12 protein-coding genes are annotated in these 17001 nt (G+C 65.0%); 9 read left to right on the top strand and 3 right to left on the bottom strand.

Annotated features, from left to right (window positions below):
• Nucleotides 1-708: 708 nt before the first annotated feature.
• Nucleotides 709-1521, bottom strand: a complete 813-nt coding sequence (locus D6B98_RS29880) for a nickel-binding protein (protein WP_126260615.1) — start codon at nucleotides 1519-1521, stop codon at nucleotides 709-711.
• A 321-nt stretch (nucleotides 1522-1842) separates the two neighbouring features.
• Nucleotides 1843-2649, bottom strand: coding sequence for an N-acyl homoserine lactonase family protein (locus D6B98_RS29875; RefSeq protein WP_164718953.1), 807 nt, complete (start codon nucleotides 2647-2649; stop codon nucleotides 1843-1845).
• A 376-nt stretch (nucleotides 2650-3025) separates the two neighbouring features.
• Between D6B98_RS29875 and D6B98_RS29870 the strand changes: the two genes are divergently transcribed.
• From D6B98_RS29870 to D6B98_RS29845, 6 genes are all read left to right on the top strand, one after another.
• The gene (locus D6B98_RS29870) at nucleotides 3026-4573 is read left to right on the top strand and encodes a caspase family protein (RefSeq protein WP_126260613.1); all 1548 of its coding nucleotides are present in this window, start codon (nucleotides 3026-3028) and stop codon (nucleotides 4571-4573) included.
• 143 nt (nucleotides 4574-4716) lie between these two features.
• A complete protein-coding gene (locus D6B98_RS29865; RefSeq protein ID WP_164718952.1) occupies nucleotides 4717-5388 on the top strand; it encodes an OmpA family protein in 672 nt (223 codons plus the stop codon).
• 158 nt (nucleotides 5389-5546) lie between these two features.
• Nucleotides 5547-6476 carry an efflux RND transporter periplasmic adaptor subunit gene (locus D6B98_RS29860; RefSeq protein WP_126260611.1) on the top strand — a complete coding sequence of 310 codons (930 nt, stop codon included), beginning with the start codon at nucleotides 5547-5549 and terminating at the stop codon, nucleotides 6474-6476.
• Entirely contained in the window at nucleotides 6476-9625 is a 3150-nt protein-coding gene (locus D6B98_RS29855; RefSeq protein WP_126260610.1) for an efflux RND transporter permease subunit, read from the top strand. The genes D6B98_RS29860 and D6B98_RS29855 overlap by 1 nt, the downstream gene beginning before the upstream one ends.
• A 60-nt stretch (nucleotides 9626-9685) precedes the next feature.
• Nucleotides 9686-9925 (top strand): DUF433 domain-containing protein, encoded by a 240-nt coding sequence (locus D6B98_RS29850; protein ID WP_126260609.1) that lies wholly within the window; start codon nucleotides 9686-9688, stop codon nucleotides 9923-9925.
• Complete coding sequence (locus D6B98_RS29845) at nucleotides 9922-10287, top strand: DUF5615 family PIN-like protein (RefSeq protein WP_126260608.1); 366 nt, start codon at nucleotides 9922-9924, stop codon at nucleotides 10285-10287. The genes D6B98_RS29850 and D6B98_RS29845 overlap by 4 nt, the downstream gene beginning before the upstream one ends.
• Before the next feature lie 2 nt (nucleotides 10288-10289).
• On the opposite strand, the gene D6B98_RS29840 is transcribed toward D6B98_RS29845, so the two are convergent.
• Nucleotides 10290-10964: a Crp/Fnr family transcriptional regulator gene (locus D6B98_RS29840; protein ID WP_126260607.1), complete on the bottom strand. Its 675-nt coding sequence runs from the start codon at nucleotides 10962-10964 to the stop codon at nucleotides 10290-10292.
• A gap of 237 nt (nucleotides 10965-11201) precedes the next feature.
• On the opposite strand from D6B98_RS29840, the gene D6B98_RS29835 reads away from it, so the two are divergent.
• The 3 genes from D6B98_RS29835 to D6B98_RS40175 all read left to right on the top strand — a co-directional run bounded on the left by D6B98_RS29835 (nucleotide 11202) and on the right by D6B98_RS40175 (nucleotide 16793).
• The gene (locus tag D6B98_RS29835) at nucleotides 11202-13268 is read left to right on the top strand and encodes an AsmA family protein (protein WP_126260606.1); all 2067 of its coding nucleotides are present in this window, start codon (nucleotides 11202-11204) and stop codon (nucleotides 13266-13268) included.
• 171 nt (nucleotides 13269-13439) lie between these two features.
• Nucleotides 13440-15887 (top strand): adenylate/guanylate cyclase domain-containing protein, encoded by a 2448-nt coding sequence (locus tag D6B98_RS29830; protein ID WP_126260605.1) that lies wholly within the window; start codon nucleotides 13440-13442, stop codon nucleotides 15885-15887.
• 765 nt (nucleotides 15888-16652) lie between these two features.
• The gene (locus D6B98_RS40175) at nucleotides 16653-16793 is read left to right on the top strand and encodes a hypothetical protein (RefSeq protein WP_164718951.1); all 141 of its coding nucleotides are present in this window, start codon (nucleotides 16653-16655) and stop codon (nucleotides 16791-16793) included.
• Nucleotides 16794-17001: the final 208 nt, after the last annotated feature.

Genomic DNA, 17001 nt, shown 5'->3' with positions numbered 1-17001 from the left:
GCCCATAACGCGGACATCGACGAAGCACGGGCCCACGTCCGCGATGGGCCAGAAGCGGACATTCGCCGAGGCTGGTTAGGACCTAGGGCGTCCGTCGCTGCCCTGAAAGAAGTAAACCTTGTACAAAAAATAGAATAAGCAGACGAAGAAGCTCTCAAACAACAGCAGCGTGGCTATGAAGAGAGCTGGCTCTTCGGACAGAACAATCGTCCTGGTGAAGCCCAGTTTTCCCCATCCGATTGTTAGGTGTCCGAATAAATATGGATACGCCGCAACAGAGATCGCGCCTGTGGCAAGTCCTGCGATCGCAATGCACTTCTCCCAGAGCGGTCGAGCAGCCAATCGCCTGAGGTTCTCTGTTTTAGTTCTTTGCCGCTCAGTGTCGCTCATGAGCAGGACGCGACTGTCAAGAACACCAGCGTCGGCGAGCCATCGTTTCCATCGCGGCCAAGTTGCAAGCTGCTGAGTTTGACTCTCTTCGGATCGCAATTCGCCCATGAGTGTGTATGTCGGTCTGCGTGACGGATAGGAAGCACACCTTATGGGCACAGACTTAAGAGATTGTTCTCTGAAATGATCGAACGCTAAGGGGCGAAGAACTCAACCTGAGCAAATCTGGTTCGCAATGCCTCACTGAGCGGACCTCAATGGGCTGCGCTGCTACTTCACTGATGGGCCGAACGCAGACGTCGCCAGTAGTCGCGACAATTAACGCCATTCGATTCCGTATGCATCAATGGGCTGCTGAAAGCCTTTGAGATGGTGGGCACCCAAGCTTGACACTTGCACACGATCTCGGATGCAATCCTGTACAGCCTTTGACACGAGAATGGCATCGGGGTCGGCCAACTGACACAAACGAGCGGCCAGTTGAACGGTCGCACCGAACAGGTCGTTGCTGTCAGCAATCGGCTCGCCGACATCGATGCCAATTCGCACCTGAAGCTTCTCCTTGCTCGCCAGATTGAAGGCTTCAAATGCGCGCTGGATGGCGCGGGCGCATTGCACGGAGGCAGAGGCGTCGGCAAAGGATGCCATGATACCATCGCCGGTGTGCTTCACCACATGCCCGCCCTCGTCCTTCAAGGCCCGGCGCACCAGCGCGTCATGAGCCCGAACCATCTCCACTGAACGGGCATCGCCAAGACGCTCCGTCATGCTGGTAGAGCCAACGATGTCGGTGAACATGATAGCTCGCAGCGCCGAATCGAATTTGACATCGTCTGCCGCGCCGCTAGGGGCCGGGTCGGACACCCTCCCCAGAAACGCCTGGACCGCCGAGAGGTCCACTTCGATGACATCTTTCGCTACGTCGCCGTGAGCTTCGTCATGAACCCTCATCGCCGTTCGGATATCCGGTGCGTCAATGAGACAGAAGCCCGTACCGCGCGATTCATCAAACCAGTACGTTAGAAAACGAACGCCGTATCGATCTTGCACTTCCAAGTCTTTGCGATGCGCCTCGGCGATATCGGCGGCGGTCAGCCCCGAGAGATCGTGTCGATCAAGGAAAATTGGCATCGGCAGCACCCTATCCAATTCTTCGAAATATGGCCTGAAGTCTGCACTAAGCTTGAAGTTCCCGAAAGGCCAATCCCTGCGTCCTGATGTCAGCTCCGGGTCACAAGGCGACGTCCCGCGGGTAGGGCTGCGTGTCCGCTCGCCCCTCGAAAGCCGGCATCCAGGATCTATGAGCACGAACCCAAGTCGATCGCGGAGGTGCGTAAGCGCCGTCTCGCGATCGATGCTTCGCATCGCCGCGAGAACCATGAAGGCCCGGCTGCTGCATCTCGGCCTTCATCCTTCGAGACGCGTGCGAGGGCGCGAGGCACTGACGCCATGCTATTTCGCAAACGACCGCGACGGCGGCAGGTGCAGCGCGAAGGCGTCGACCTTGTCGCCGGCACGCGGATAGATCTCCGTCACGATCGGATCGTGGCCGGGAATGAAGCGGTCAGGATGGCCGGCGAGGCGCTCGATCGTCTCCCAGCCTTGCGCCATGTCGCCGACATTGTAGACGATCGGGAACGGGCTCCTGCGCTGCAGATTGGCGTAATAGTGCGCGGCATCGGATGCCAGCACCACCGGCCCGCGCGCGGTTTCGACCTTGACCACCTGCAAGCCGTCGGAATGGCCGCCGACACGATGCACGGTGACGCCGGGCGCGACCTCGCCCTCGCCCGAATAGAACGTGACGCGCTCGCCATAGACATGACGCACCATCTGCGTGACGTGCTCGACCGAGAACGGATGGCGCAACAGGCCGTTGCACATGCAGCGGCCGGTCGCGTAGGCCATCTCGCGCTCCTGCAGATGGAAGCGCGCCTTCGGGAAACGGTCGAGATTGCCGGCATGGTCGTAATGCAAATGCGTCACGATGACGTCGCGAATGCTTGATGCGGCGACGCCGAAGCGCTCCAGCGCATCGACGGGGTTGAGCGTCAGCTTGCGCGCCCGCGCGCTCGCCTCTTCGGCATTGAAGCCGGTGTCGACCAGAATGTCGCGGCCGCCCCCGCGGATCAGCCAGACGAAATAATCGAGATCCTGCGCCGCGCTGTCATGCGGATCGGGCGCCAGGAAGTTCATGCCGGGGGTGCGCGGCGACATCGTCGCATAGCGCAGGGCGTAGATCTCGTAGGCGCTTCCCATGGTTCTTGCTTTGCTTTTCTGAGTGGGTCTTGACGGGACGATGCTGCGCAAGCAAGCCATCGTCCGCCGTAAAGGTCAAACCCCGCGCGGCGCGACCGCGGCGGGGCCTTCAATGTGAGACCCATCACGTTTTCGACGCCGTTCCTGCCCTACCATGCTGCCGATAGGATCGAGCCGGATCGCGACGAGGACAGCCATGACAACCTGCTTATTCCCCTTGCGGCGCACCCAGGCGTTGCGGTCAATAGTCGCGATAACGCCGAATCTCCAAGCGGTTGACGCCCCCCGTCCCCGGTTTGATAATGGAAGAAGCGTAAGTTAAGGTCGCCGCGGCGCAAGCTGGGAACGGCGCCTTTTTGGCTGGACCGCGCTGATTATGAAAATTCGCTTCTTTTTTCTTCTGCCCTTGCTCATCTCGCTCGTCCCGACTGTCCCCTCGTTTGCGGCCGGTGAGCGTTTTGCGCTGGTCATCGGCAACGCCAAATATCCGGACGCGGATGCTCCGCTGAAGGAACCGATCAACGATGCGCGCAACGTCGCCGACGAGCTCAAGCGCGACGGCTTTGCGGTCGAGATCGGCGAGAATCTGACCGGCGACGGCATGCGCCGAGCCTTCGACAAGCTCTACAGCAAGATCAAGCCGGGATCGGTGGCGCTGGTGTTCTTCAGCGGCTTCGGCATCCAGTCGGCGCGCCAGAGCTACCTGCTGCCGATCGATGCGCAGATCTGGACGGAGTCCGACGTGCGCCGCGACGGTTTCAGCCTCGAGACCGTCCTCGGCGAGCTCAACACCCGTGGCGCCGGCGTCAAGATCGCACTGATCGACGCCTCGAGGCGCAATCCGTTCGAGCGCCGGTTCCGCAGCTTCTCGGCCGGCCTGACCCCGGTCATCGCGCCGAACGGCACGCTGGTGATGTATTCGGCGGCGCTGGCCTCGGTGGTCTCCGACGCCGGCGGCGATCACAGCCTGTTCGTCCAGGAGCTTTTGAAGGAAATCCGCGTCCCCGACCTGATGGCCGAGGAGACGCTGAACCGTACCAAGATGGGCGTTACAAGGGCGTCGCGCGGCGAGCAGGTGCCGTGGATATCCTCTTCATTGGCCGAAGATTTCTCGTTCAGCCCGGGAGCCGGCGGACCGCGTCCGGCACCGGCGGCATCGCCCGCGCCTCCCGCGCCGCCGCCGGTCGTCGCCAACAACCCGCCGGCCCCGCCCGCGCCGCCGACACCGCCTCCGCCGCCGAAGCCGGCCGACACCGCCGCGGCACCCGCGCCCGCTCCCCCGCCTGCACCTGCACCGGCGCCGGCGCCCCCGCCGAAGCCGCAGGTCGAGGCAGCCCTGCCCCCGCCGCCACCGCCTGCGCCGGTGAAGCCGATCGAGGCCGCGCCGGCGCCGAGCACGGACAGCGGACCGAGTGCCGCGGCCCTGGCCGACGATCCCACGATCAAGAGCCTGACCTCCAAGATTGCCGCCAATCCGGACGACGTGAACGCGCTGTACCGGCGCGGCCAGGTCTACGCCAGCAAGGGCGCCTACAACCTCGCCATCAAGGATTTCGACGATACGCTTCGGATCAATTCGAAGGACGTCGAGGCGCTGAACAATCGTTGCTGGACCCGCACCGTGGTCGGTGACCTCCAGGGCGCATTGAAGGATTGCAACGAGGCGCTGCGGCTGCGGCCGAATTTCGTCGATGCGCTGGATAGCCGCGGGCTCGTCAATCTCAAGTCGGGCGCGGTCAAGAACGCCATCGCCGATTTCGATGCGGCCCTGAAGATCAACCCGCGCCTGACCTCCTCGCTCTACGGACGCGGCCTCGCCAAGCAGCGCAACGGCTCCGCCCAGGAAGGGGCACTCGATATCGCCAACGCCAAGGCGATGGATCCGAACATCGTTCAGGAATTTGCAAGCTACGGAGTGCGCTAGTATTTTTTTGAGCTGAGGCCGGCGGCGCCTCGAACCCTGGGGGGCCCAGGCAAGACTAACGAACGGATGCCGCAGGCTCCCCACGGGGGCTGATTGCAGGAATTTTCGAACCGCGCGAGCTGGCTGCACTGGAGGGACTGGCTATGAAATCGGCTGCAAAGGGACTTACCGCGATCCTGTCCATCATCGCTCTTGGCGCCGCCCTGTCGCTGCCGGCCGCGCCCGCATTCGCCGGCGACGACGGCAACAGCAAGAACGTCACCGAGGACGACATCGTCCGCGCACTGGCACCGGCGCCGAAGAAGCCCCTGACCCGCGGCCTCTCGATCGGCCCGCAGGCCAATCCCGCGCCGAACGCGGCGGAGACCAAGCTGATCCAGTCGGTGCGCGGCCGCTCGACGCGTTCGCTGTCGTCGACCGAGCGCGAGGAGATCGCGTCAGTCGCCAAGGACAAGCCGAACATCGATCTCGAAATCACGTTCGACTACAACTCCGCCAATATCAGCGCCAAGTCGATGCCTTCCGTGCAGGCGCTCGGCCGCGCACTGACCAGTCCCGACCTGAAGGGCTCCACCTTCGTGGTTGCCGGCCATACCGACGCCGCCGGCGGCGAAGCCTACAATCAGGACCTGTCGGAGCGTCGCGCCGACGCGATCAAGCGCTACCTCGTCGACAAGTACAGCATCTCCGCGACCGACCTCGTCACCGTCGGCTACGGCAAGAGCAAGCTGAAGGATCCGAGCCAGCCGATGGCGGAGGTCAACCGCCGCGTGCAGGTCGTCAATATGGAAAACAAGACCACCGCATCGAAGTAAGCACGACGCAATCCTTTGAAGTGACCGGTCGTGATGTGGTGTAAAGTCTCGCTTCCAAAGCGCGTCCCGCAGCCTTGCGGGACGCCGCTTCGTTTCAGGGAAACGCGTTTCATGGGCCTCGCACGGACGGCCGTGAGCCAGGCCAGGATGATCCGGCGATGAATCTCTCCGAATATCTCAAGCCTGCCGGAACCGTGGTGTTCGTCGTGGCACTCGGCGTCGGCTATTATCTGTTCGAGCATCGCAAGCGCCCCGAGCCGAAGGAGACGCAAAGCGATGCGCTCGTCATCGTGACGAAGTCGACCAATGCCTGCTTCTCCGACCTCGTGCGTGTGACCGGCTTCTTCGTGCCGCGCCGCGAGGCCGTGGTCATCGCCGACCAGGAAGGCTCCAAGGTCACCGACCTCCTGGTCACCGAGGGAACAATCGTCGCCGACAACCAGGAGCTGGCGCGCCTGACCGCGCCGCCGCAGATCCCGGGCCAGCCGCAGCGACCGGGCCCGCAAGGTCCGATTTCGCTGAAGGCACCGGCGGCGGGCCTCGTCACCGAGGTCCGCACCATCGTCGGCGCGCCGGCCTCGCCGCAGGCCGGTCCGATGTTCCGTATCGCTGTCAACAACGAGATCGAGCTCGATGCTCAGGTCCCGGCGGTGCACATGACCAAGCTCAACTCCGGCGCCACCGTGCGCATCAGCCGCGACGACGCGCCCGATCTGATCGGCCGGGTCCGGCTGGTCGCGCCCGAGATCGACCGCACCACGCAGCTCGGCCGGGTCCGTATCAGCGTCACCAACAATCCCTCGCTGAAGGTCGGCGTGTTCGCGCGCGCCTCGATCGACGCGAAGCGAAGCTGCGGCGTCTCGATTCCCAAGACGGCGATCGACCATCTCACCATTCAGGTCGTCAAGGGCAACACGATCCAGACGCGCAAGGTACGGGTCGGACTGTCGTCCGACAGTGCCACGGAAATCCTGGAAGGGCTCGAGGTCGGCGAGATCGTCGTCGCCGATGCCGGCTCTTCGCTCCATGACGGCGACCAGATCAAGACCATGTTCGCCGATGAACTCGATCGCACGCGGGTACGCTGATGGCTCTCAATATCTCGGCATGGTCGATCCGCAATCCGCTGCCGTCGGTCGTCTTCTCGATCATCCTGCTGATTCTCGGCTGGGTCTCCTTCACCAAGCTCGCAGTGACGCGGCTGCCGTCGGCCGACATTCCCGTGATCTCGGTCGTGGTCTCGCAATTCGGCGCGGCACCCGCCGAGCTGGAATCCCAGGTCACCAAGACGATCGAAGACGCCGTCTCCGGCGTCGAGGGCGTGCGGCACATCACCTCCTCGATCACCGACGGCGTGTCGGTCACCACGATCCAGTTTGCGCTGGAGACCAATACCGACCGCGCCCTCAACGACGTCAAGGACGCGGTGACGCGCGTGCGCTCCAACCTGCCGCAGAACGTCACCGAGCCGCTGATCCAGCGCGTCGACGTCATCGGCCTGCCGATCGTCACCTATGCCGCGATCTCGCCCGGCAAGACGCCGGAGCAGCTCTCCTATTTCGTCGACGACGTGGTCAAGCGCGCGCTGCAAGGGGTCCGCGGCGTCGCCCAGGTCGAACGTATCGGCGGTGTCGAGCGCGAGATCCTGGTCTCGCTCGACCCGGACCGTCTGCAGGCCATGGGCCTGACCGCCGTCAATGTCAGCCAGAGCCTGCGCGGCACCAATGTCGACGTCGCCGGCGGGCGCGCCGAGATCGGCAAGAACGACCAGGCGATCCGCACGCTCGCGGGCGCCAAGACGCTGGGTGACCTTGCCGGCACCATGATTCCGCTGTTCGGCGGCGGCGAGGTCCGGCTCGACGATCTCGGCACCGTCACCGACACCATCGCCGACCGCCGCACCTTCGCCCGCTTCAACGGCGAGCCGATCGTCGCGCTCGGCATCAAGCGGTCCAAGGGCGCCAGCGACGTCAAGGTGGCCGAGGCCGTTCAGAAGCGCATCGACGCGCTCAAGGCCGCCTATCCCGACGTCGATCTGAAGGTGATCGACACCTCGGTCGAATACACCAACGGCAATTACCACGCGGCGATCTCGACCCTGTTCGAAGGCGCCATCCTCGCCGTCATCATCGTGCTGCTGTTCCTGCGGGACCTGCGCGCCACCATCATTGCCGCGATCTCGTTGCCGCTGTCGATCTTCCCGGCGTTCTGGGCGATGGATCTGCTCGGCTTCTCGCTCAACCTCGTCAGCTTCCTCGCTATCACGCTGTCGACGGGTATCCTGGTCGACGACGCCATCGTCGAGATCGAGAATATCGTTCGGCACATGAACATGGGCAAATCGCCCTATCGCGCCGCGCTCGAGGCCGCCGACGAGATCGGCCTCGCGGTGATCGCGATTTCGCTGACCATCATCGCGATCTTCGCACCCGCAAGCTTCATGTCGGGCATCGCCGGACAGTTCTTCAAGCAATTCGGCATCACCGTCTCGGTGCAGGTGTTCTTCTCGCTGCTCGCCGCGCGCTTCGTCACGCCGGTGCTGGCCGCCTATTTCCTCAAACATGGCCATCACGAGGAGCCGCCGCCCGGACGCATCTTGCGGTCCTATCACCGCATCGTGACCTGGTCGGTGAAACACTATTTCATCACGGTGCTGATCGGCCTCGGCATCTTCGCCGCCTCGATCTGGAGCATCACGCTGCTGCCGCAGGGCTTCCTGCCGGCGCAGGACAGCGCCCGCTCGCTGCTTGCCCTCGAGCTGCCGCCGGGCACCCAGCTCGCCTACACCGAAAAGGTCACCGAGGACATCGTCGCGCGCCTGCGCAAGCGGCCCGAGGTCAAGAGCATCTTCGTCGACGGCGGGCGCGTCCCGCCGGGCACGCAGGAAGTGCGGCGCGCCGCCCTGATCATCAACTACACGCCCAAGGGCAGCCGCGACATCACCCAGCGCGAGCTCGAGTTCTCGATCAGCCAGGAGCTGGAGAACGTTCCCGATATCCGCTTCTGGTTCCTGGACGAGAACGGCCTGCGCGCCATCTCGCTGGTGGTGACCGGCGTCGATCCCAACATCGTCAACAACGTCGCGAGCGAGCTTGCGACGCAGATGAAGCGCATTCCCACCATCGCCAATGTGATCTCGGAGACCTCGCTGGAGCGTCCCGAGCTGCGTATCGAACCGCGCGCCGATCTTGCCGCGCGGCTCGGCGTGTCCACCGAAAGCCTGTCGCAGACCATCCGCGTCGCCACCATCGGCGACGTCGGCCCTGCGCTCGCCAAATTCGACGTCGGCGATCGCCTGGTACCGATCCGGGTGCAGCTCGAGGATGCCGCGCGCGGCAATCTGAAGACGCTCGAACAGTTGCGCGTGCCGCTCGGCGAGCGCGGCGAGAAGGGCGGCGTGCCGCTCTCGGTCATCGCCGACGTCAAGCTCGACCAGGGTCCGACCAGCATCAACCGCTACGACCGCGAGCGGCAGGCCACCGTCGCCGCCGACCTCGTCGGCTCCGCCGCGCTCGGCGATGCCACCAAGAAGATCTACGACCTGCCGGTCATGAAGACCCTGCCGAAGGGCGTGAAGGTCTCGCCCTCCGGCGACGCGGAAAGCCTGAACGAACTGTCCGAGGGCTTCGCCACCGCGATCACGGCGGGACTGATGATGGTCTACGCCGTGCTGGTGCTGCTGTTCGGCACCTTCCTGCAGCCGATCACCATCCTGTTCTCGCTGCCACTCTCGATCGGCGGCGCCATCGCCGCCCTGCTCCTCACCGGCAAGCAGCTCACCACGCCGGTGTGGATCGGCATCCTGATGCTGATGGGCATCGTCACCAAGAACGCGATCATGCTGGTGGAATTCGCGATCGAAGCCATTCGCGCCGGCAAGCCGCGCGAGGAGGCCATGATCGACGCCGGCATGAAACGCGCCCGGCCGATCGTGATGACCACGATCGCGATGGCCGCCGGCATGATACCGAGCGCCCTCGCGGTCGGCGCCGGCGGCGAGTTCCGCTCGCCAATGGCGCTCGCGGTGATCGGCGGCCTGATCTTCTCAACCATCCTGTCGCTGGTGTTCGTGCCCGCGATGTTCATGGTGATGGACGATTTCGGCGCCCTGATCTGGCGCTTCGCCAAGCGCCTGATCGTGCACAGCGAGGACGCCGAGACGGACGGCCATCGCGGGGCGACGCCGGCGGAAGCCGGGCCAGCGCCGAGGAATATCGTGCATCCCGCGGCGGAGTAGGGTTCGAAAGGCCGCGGTCGTGCACTGGCGAAAGGCGGCCGCTGGCGCTATGTTGTGCCTATGACGTTTACGCGCATTACGATCGATCCCGCGGTCTGCACCGGCAAGCCCTGTATTCGCGGGTTGCGGTTTCCAGTGGCGCGGCTGCTCGGCCTGCTGGCCGCCGGCGAAACCCGGGAATCCGTCCTGAACGACTACCCGTATCTCGAACGTGAAGACATTGACGAAGCGTTGGCCTATGCGGCCTTCCTCGCTGAGGACGAGGCCGTCGAGCTGCGTCCCACAGTCCCGGCTAAGTGAAGTCCCTCGTCGACATGCCCCTCTCGCCGGTGCCGTCGCGCTGGCTCACAGAGATGGGACATGATGCCGTCCACGCCTCTGCGATAGGACTTCATGCTGCGAGCGATGTTGAGATCATCGATCGCGCCAGGCAGGAGGCGCGCACAGTCGTCACAGCAGACCTCGACTATCCGCGCCTCATTGCAACGGCGGGCGGCGACAGCCCAAGCCTCATTCTTTTCCGAGGTGGTGACTGGACCGAGGCGAGGGTCCGGGTCCGGCTGGCGGAGGTTCTATCCGCTCTCGCCGAGTACGAGATTCAGCACAGCATCATCGCCATTGACCGGGATCGCGTCCGCCGACGCAGGCTGCCGATCGGTTGACCTCACTCGTTTCGCGCGATCGCCGTCAGCTTGGTCATGTTCCGCAGCAATATCCGGCCGCGCTGCAGATCGAGGATCGCCTCCTTGCGCCAGGCCTGGAGCTGACGGTTGACGCTCTCGCGGGCGGCGCCGACGAAGACGCCGAGCTGCTCCTGCGAGATGTGCACCTCGGAGCCGAAATCGGCGGCGAGCGCGCAGAGCCGTCGCGCCAGGCGGACCGGCAGCGGCTGCAGCATGGATTCCTCCATGCGCTCGCTCTGCCAGCGGATGCGCTGGCACAGCAGCGCGATGATCTTGATCGCGACCTTCGGCTCGCGTTCGAGGAAGCTGAGAAAATCTTCGCGCCGCAGCACGAATAATTCGCTGGCCTCGCCCGCGGTCGCATCCGCGGTGCGATTCTGGCCGTCCAGCACCGCGACCTCGCCGAACAGGTCGCCCGGTCCCATGAAATTCAGCGTCAGCCGGCTGCCGTCGGCGGCGCCGGTCTCGATGCGGACCTGGCCACGGCGCACGCCGAACAGCGCGTCCCCGGGGTCCCCTTTCTGGAACAGCACCTCGCCATTGCCCAGATGCTGGGTGTGGCAGAGGTTGGACAGCCGCTGGAGCTCGTCTGTACCGAGATCCGCGAACATCGCGTTCATCTTCAGGATGACCGCAAATTCGGCCTGCTTGCTCATTTCAATGTCCTTGTGAACGTTTCTGGTCCGTTGTCTCGGCAAATCGCTTGAAACCATCACCATCAGGATCGCGTAAAACCGCGTCGGAGAAGTGTGTCATAAGTCACATAACTTTGCAGCACCCCCTGACTATTTTTACGCGCTTGGAGCCGCTTCCCGTCCGGGGATAAACTCAGGGCGCGAAGGATGGGTGGCCGGCGGGATTCGACGCCGACCGTCCGTCATTGGAAAGTCGACATGAGAGCAGTGAAATTCGTCGGCGCGGCTCTGGCCGCCGTCATTATCGTGATTGCAGCCCTGCTGGTGATCGGGATCCCGTCGGGCTTCCTGACCTCGACGATCGCCTCGCGGGTCGAGAGTGCGACCGGCTATCGGCTGTCGATCGACGGCACCACGAAGATCAGCCTGTGGCCGACGCTGAACGTCACCCTGAACGACCTCACGCTTGCAGACCCCAGGGATCGCAGCGGCATCACGCGCCTGACGGTCGACAGCGTGCAGGCCGAGATGTCGCTCTCCAGCCTGTGGTCGGGCCGCCCCGAGATCAGCGAGCTCATCGTCACCCATCCCGTGCTCTACCAGCCGCTGCTGCGTGAGCGCCTGCCGAATGCCGGATCGTCCTCGAAGCCGCCGACGCTGAAGGTCGACGGCGCGACCATCGACCGCGTCAAGGTCACCGACGGCGAAGTCGCCTTCTCCCGCCTGCGCGATCGGGTCGAGGGCCGCATCAGCGCCATCAACGCCGACGCAATCGTCGGCCGTGACCGCAGGGTCAACGTCACCGGCACCGCGCGCGTGGGCGATCATCCGACCAAGTTCGACATCAAGGCAACCGCGCCGGCATCGCCGGCCGAACGGCCGACCGTTCCCGTGGATTTCGCCATCGACATGCCCGATGTGCTCAAGTCTCAACTCACCGGACATGCCGAGATGCGGCTGAGCGGCGACGTCGTGATGATCAACGGCGTGAATGGCCGGCTCGGCGACGGCGCGTTCAACGGCTGGGCGTCGGTCGACATCGCGAGCAAGCCCCTGGTGAAGGTCGATCTCGACTTCCAGCGGCTGGCGATCCCGCTGGCGAAATCGCCGCAGGGCGCGGCCGGACAGCCCTGGAGCAATGCGCCGATCGACGTCTCCGGGCTCAATTATGTCGATGCGCAGGTGAGAATCTCCGCGAACGAGGCCGTGATCGGCGATGCGCGCATCGCGCCGCTGGCGCTCGATGCAAAGCTCGCCGGCGGCGTGCTGAAGGCCGGCACCGCCAATCTCGGCGCCTATGGCGGCCAGGTCTCGGGCGAGGTGATCCTCGATGCGACCACGGGCGCGCCGAGCTTTGCCATGCATTCCGATCTGGTCGGCGTGCGGGCGCTGCCGCTGCTTCAGGGCCTTGCCGAATTCGACCGCATCGACGGCAAGCTGCAGGCCAAGCTCGCGCTGCGCAGCGCCGGCACCAGCCAGCGCGCCCTGATGGCGAACATGCAGGGCACCGCCTTCGTCAATTTCCAGGACGGCGCCATCCGCGGCATCAACGTCGCGCAGATGATCCGCTCGCTGACGACGGGCACGCTGTCCGGCTGGCAGGACAGCCAGAGCCCCGCTCAGGAGCAAAGCACGGACCTGTCACAGCTCTCGGCCTCGTTCCGCATCGACAAGGGGCAGGCGGTCACGACCGATCTCAACCTGATCGGACCGCTGGTGCGCGTCACCGGCGCCGGCACCATCGCGCTCGACACCAAGATGATGGGTTTCCGCGTCGAGCCGAAGCTGGTGATGACCACCGAAGGCCAGGGCCGCACCAATGAGCCGGTCGGCTTCGGCATTCCCGTGATGATCCAGGGCTCCTGGTCGCAGCCGCGAATCTACCCTGATATGGCCGGCATGCTGGACAATCCGGACGCCGCCTATGCCAAGCTGCGCGAGATGGGCAAGGGCCTGTTCGGCCCTGACGGCGCCGGGCTCGGCAACATTCTGGGCAGCCTCGGTCTCGGTGGGGCCAATGCGCCGGGCAGCGGCAATGCGGCCGGCAGCGCCAATCCGCAGGCCCAGCAGTCCGGTCAGAACAACCCGCTCGGCGGCCCGCTGGGGGAGGCGATCGGCAATCTGATCCAGCAGGGGTTGTCCGGTGGCGCGGGAAGCAGCACCGGCACCGCGCCAGGCAGTGGCCGCAACCGCAGCCTGCCGGCCCCATCCTCCACACCGGCGCCGCAGGCTTCGCCCACCGCCCCGACCCTGGACGACCCGCCGGTCGCGCAGCAGGACAGTCAGCCAATGAACGACGTGCTGCGGCAACTCTTCAACCGCTGATGGGGCTGCGACCATCCCTCCTTCCATCCGCCCCGGCGTCCACAGCGGGTAACCACGCCGGCTTGTCGCCGGGGCGCGCGGCGGTCCTTTGGCCCAAATTGTGATAGAACGACCCCGCATGGGCCCATCGGCCCTTAGCGCCGGCGTCGATGGCGGCGCAAGAGGATCGGGATGGCAGGAGCGAACGACAAGACACGGTTTCTGCGCGAGGGCCTGTTCGCCAAATATGTCGTCTCCCTCGTCGGCCTCGTCGTGTTCGTCCTCGCGGTCAACGGCGCGATGGAGACCTGGATCTCCTACCGCGCCACCAGGACCCAGCTGACCGACGGCCTGGAGGACAAGGCGCAAAGCGCCGCCCGGCGCATCGAGCAGTCGATCTCGGAGCTCGACCGCCAGATCAGCTGGGTGACGCGGGCGAGCCAGGACACGCTCGAGAAGCGCCGCGCCGACTATGCCTCGCTGCTGCACCAGGTCTCGGTCGTCAAGCAGCTGTTCCAGCTCAACGGCGAGGGCCGCGAGGTGCTGCGCGTCTCGCGCCAGTCGACCACGACCGGCAGCAACGCCGACCTCTCCCGCGACATCCGCTTCACCGAGACGGTCGCCCGCGGCGTCAGCTATGCGCCGGCCTGGTTCGCCGACGGCACGCCCTTGATGTCGATCTCGGTGGCGCATTCCGGCTTCAATGCCGGCGTCACCGTGGCCGAGATCGATCTCAGCTTTCTCTCCGACTTCCTGTCCGACGCACAGGTCGGCAAGGCCGCCTTTGCCTATGTGGTCGATCCGCGCGGCCGCGTGCTGGCGACGTCGTCGAAGGGACCCGAGGTCGGCAAGGATCTGTCGAAGCTGCCGCAGGTCGCGGCCGCGATCGCGCCCGACCACGCGGCCGACACCTCCGGCACCGACTTCAACGGCCATGCGGTGATGAGCGCCGCGAGCACCGTGCCGAAGCTCGGCTGGAGCGTGCTGTTCGAGCAGCCGACCACGCAGGCCCTGATGCCGATCCGCGACCAGCTGGTGCGCATCGCGCTGCTGATCGGGATGGGCCTGATGGTCGCGATCCTCGCCGGCACGCTGCTCGCCCGCCGCATGATCATCCCGATCACGGCGCTGCGCGACGGCGCCCACAAGCTCGGCGAAGGCGATTTCAGCCACCGCATCGACGTGCACACCTCGGACGAGCTGGAAGACCTCGCCAGCCAGTTCAACCGCATGGCCGACCAGATCCAGGAGACCTATTCGAACCTGGAGACCAAGGTCGAGGAGCGCACCCGCGATCTCGCGCAGTCGATCAACGAGCTGAAGGTGCTGGAGGAGGTCGGCCGCGCGCTCGCCGCCTCGCTCGATCTCGACGCCGTGCTGCCGACGATTGCCGCGCGCGCGATCGAGATCACCCATGCCGATGCCGTGCTGATCTACGGCTTCGACGCCGAGCGGCGCCGCTTCAATCTGGTCGAGGCGGGCGGCATCGACAGATCCGCCGACGGCGCACATGTCACCATCGACGAGGGCGACAACATCCTGAGCGATGCCGCTAGCAGCGGCGAGCCGATCGCGCTGGCCGATCTCGATCAGGCCACTGAACAGCCGCTGCGCGAGGTCGCGCTCGCGGCCGGCTTCCACTCGGTGCTGGTGGTGCCGCTGGTCGACCAGCAGGGCACGCTCGGCTCGCTGGTGGTGCTGCGCCGCGGCGGTGGCGAGTTCGCTCCCAGCCTGATCGGCCTGATGCGCACCTTCGCCAACCAGGCCGTGCTGGCGATGCGCAATGCGCGCCTGTTCACCGAGGTCGACCACAAGGGCCGCGAGCTCGAGGCCGCGAACGAGACCGTGCGCGCCCAGGCCGACAAGCTGCGGATGCAGACCGAGCAGCTCAAGGACTGGAACAAGTCGCTGGAGGAGCGGGTCAAGACCCAGCTCGGCGAGATCGAGCGCATCCGCAAGCTCGAACGTTTCCTGGCGCCGCAGGTGGCGCAGCTGATCGCCTCCTCCGACAGCCCGGAAGGGCTGCTCACCAGCCAGCGCCGCGAGGTGACGGTGGTGTTCTGCGATTTGCGCGGCTTCACCGCGTTCACGGAAGCCACCGAGCCGGAAGAGGCGATGAACGTGCTGCGCGAATATCACGCCGCGCTCGGCGGGCTGATCTTCAAATACGAGGGCACGCTCGACAAATATGCCGGCGACGGCGTGATGATCCTGTTCAACGCGCCGATCCAGTTCGAGGACCACACCAGGCGCGCCGTGAAGATGGCGGTGGAGATGCGCGACACCATCGGCCCCCTGACCGAGCGCTGGCGCAACCGCGGGCACAGCCTGGGGTTCGGCATCGGCATCGCGCTCGGCTATGCCACGCTCGGCCAGGTCGGCTTCGAGCAGCGGCTGGAATATGCCGCGATCGGCAGCGTCACCAACCTCGCCTCACGCCTGTGCGGCGAAGCCAAGCCCAACCAGATCGTGGTCAGCCGCCGCGTCTACGGCATGGTCGAGCCCTGGGTCGAAGCCCGCGCCCTCGACGATCTCCAGCTCAAGGGTTTCAATCACCCCGTGCTGGCGATGGAGATCCTGAGCTGGAACGATGAGGCGGAGAACGTGGTGGACGCATCAGCGGTGCGGCGACGGGGATAATCTTTCCGCCTGCGTCATGGCTTGTTCTCGTTCGCCGGCAGCATGTCGCGATCCCGCGGCGCATGGCGCCCGGGTTTTGCGCAGGTCTTGCGACCCTTCGAAATGGAAGGGCGCAGGGAAGGCCGGGCACCGGCTGGCACCCGCAAGACCCCTGTGCGTGAGTGCGCAATAAGTCGCTCACAGGGGAGAAACAGGTGTGGCCGAATGCCCGGCCTTCCCTGCGCGATGGTTGAAACGGCTTATGTCGCGCTCTCGCCGGTGAGTCGGTCCCTTTGCCACCGTCGCCTTGCGGCTTTCATCGGATGCACAGGTCCGGTTGGACCCACGCAACGCCGCAAGACTTGACGCCGGAGATTCGGGCGTCACGACCACACGATTTTGCCGTACGCATGCAGCGCCGTCGTACACGCGCCCGCTGATCGCTCACGGGGACTACCCGCCCTGCGACCGCATTTGGCGCCAACGCCGCCCGCGTCCACCGCCCCTCACCCCACGAACCCTGACGATCGCGATCCGTCCCTTACCATGGGATGAGTTGGGAGAGATCATAGGGTGTGTCGCGCTTCTGGTAAAGAGAATTTTTGATTATTCGAATGTGGCCGGCTGCGGCCCGGACACGGAATGTAAAAAACAACCCCATGCACAGTAGATGGGGCCAGCCGGATCAAGGGGTTAGAGGACACGGATTCCGGCAGACTGAGGCTTGAGCGGGCACGTTCGCTGAGAGCTTGTTTGCTCATCGTGGTATGAGCCGAGAATGCATCCATGATGGCGTTCATCAACTCTTTCGACAACGTCGGCGCCCCCGCGCTCGCGACCCAACTCGAGCAACGGGATCAGCCGACGGTAGAGCATGAAACGCTTCTCAATGAGGGCGGAAAACGGCTCGTCAACGTTTTTCCTTGACGACGGATAGACCTCCTTCTGGACTACCCCTCTCCCGCTCCCTCCCCCGCAAGGGGGAGGGAGCGCAGCAGGGCATGCCGCGCCGCAGGTCTCTCAATTTGGCACGAACCACATCCCCGCTCCCCGCGACTAACCCTCGCCTCAACGGCGAGGCGGCTTCGATAGGAGACGGCCTGTGGCGTTTGCCTTGCCTTCGCGTGCGTATGAT

Origin of the sequence: Bradyrhizobium sp. LVM 105 (assembly GCF_003957705.1) — a bacterium.
In the GTDB taxonomy this organism is placed as follows: Bacteria; Pseudomonadota; Alphaproteobacteria; order Rhizobiales; family Xanthobacteraceae; genus Bradyrhizobium; species Bradyrhizobium frederickii.
Note: the sequence above shows the minus strand (reverse complement) of the source record. Positions and strands in the feature narration are given on the sequence as shown.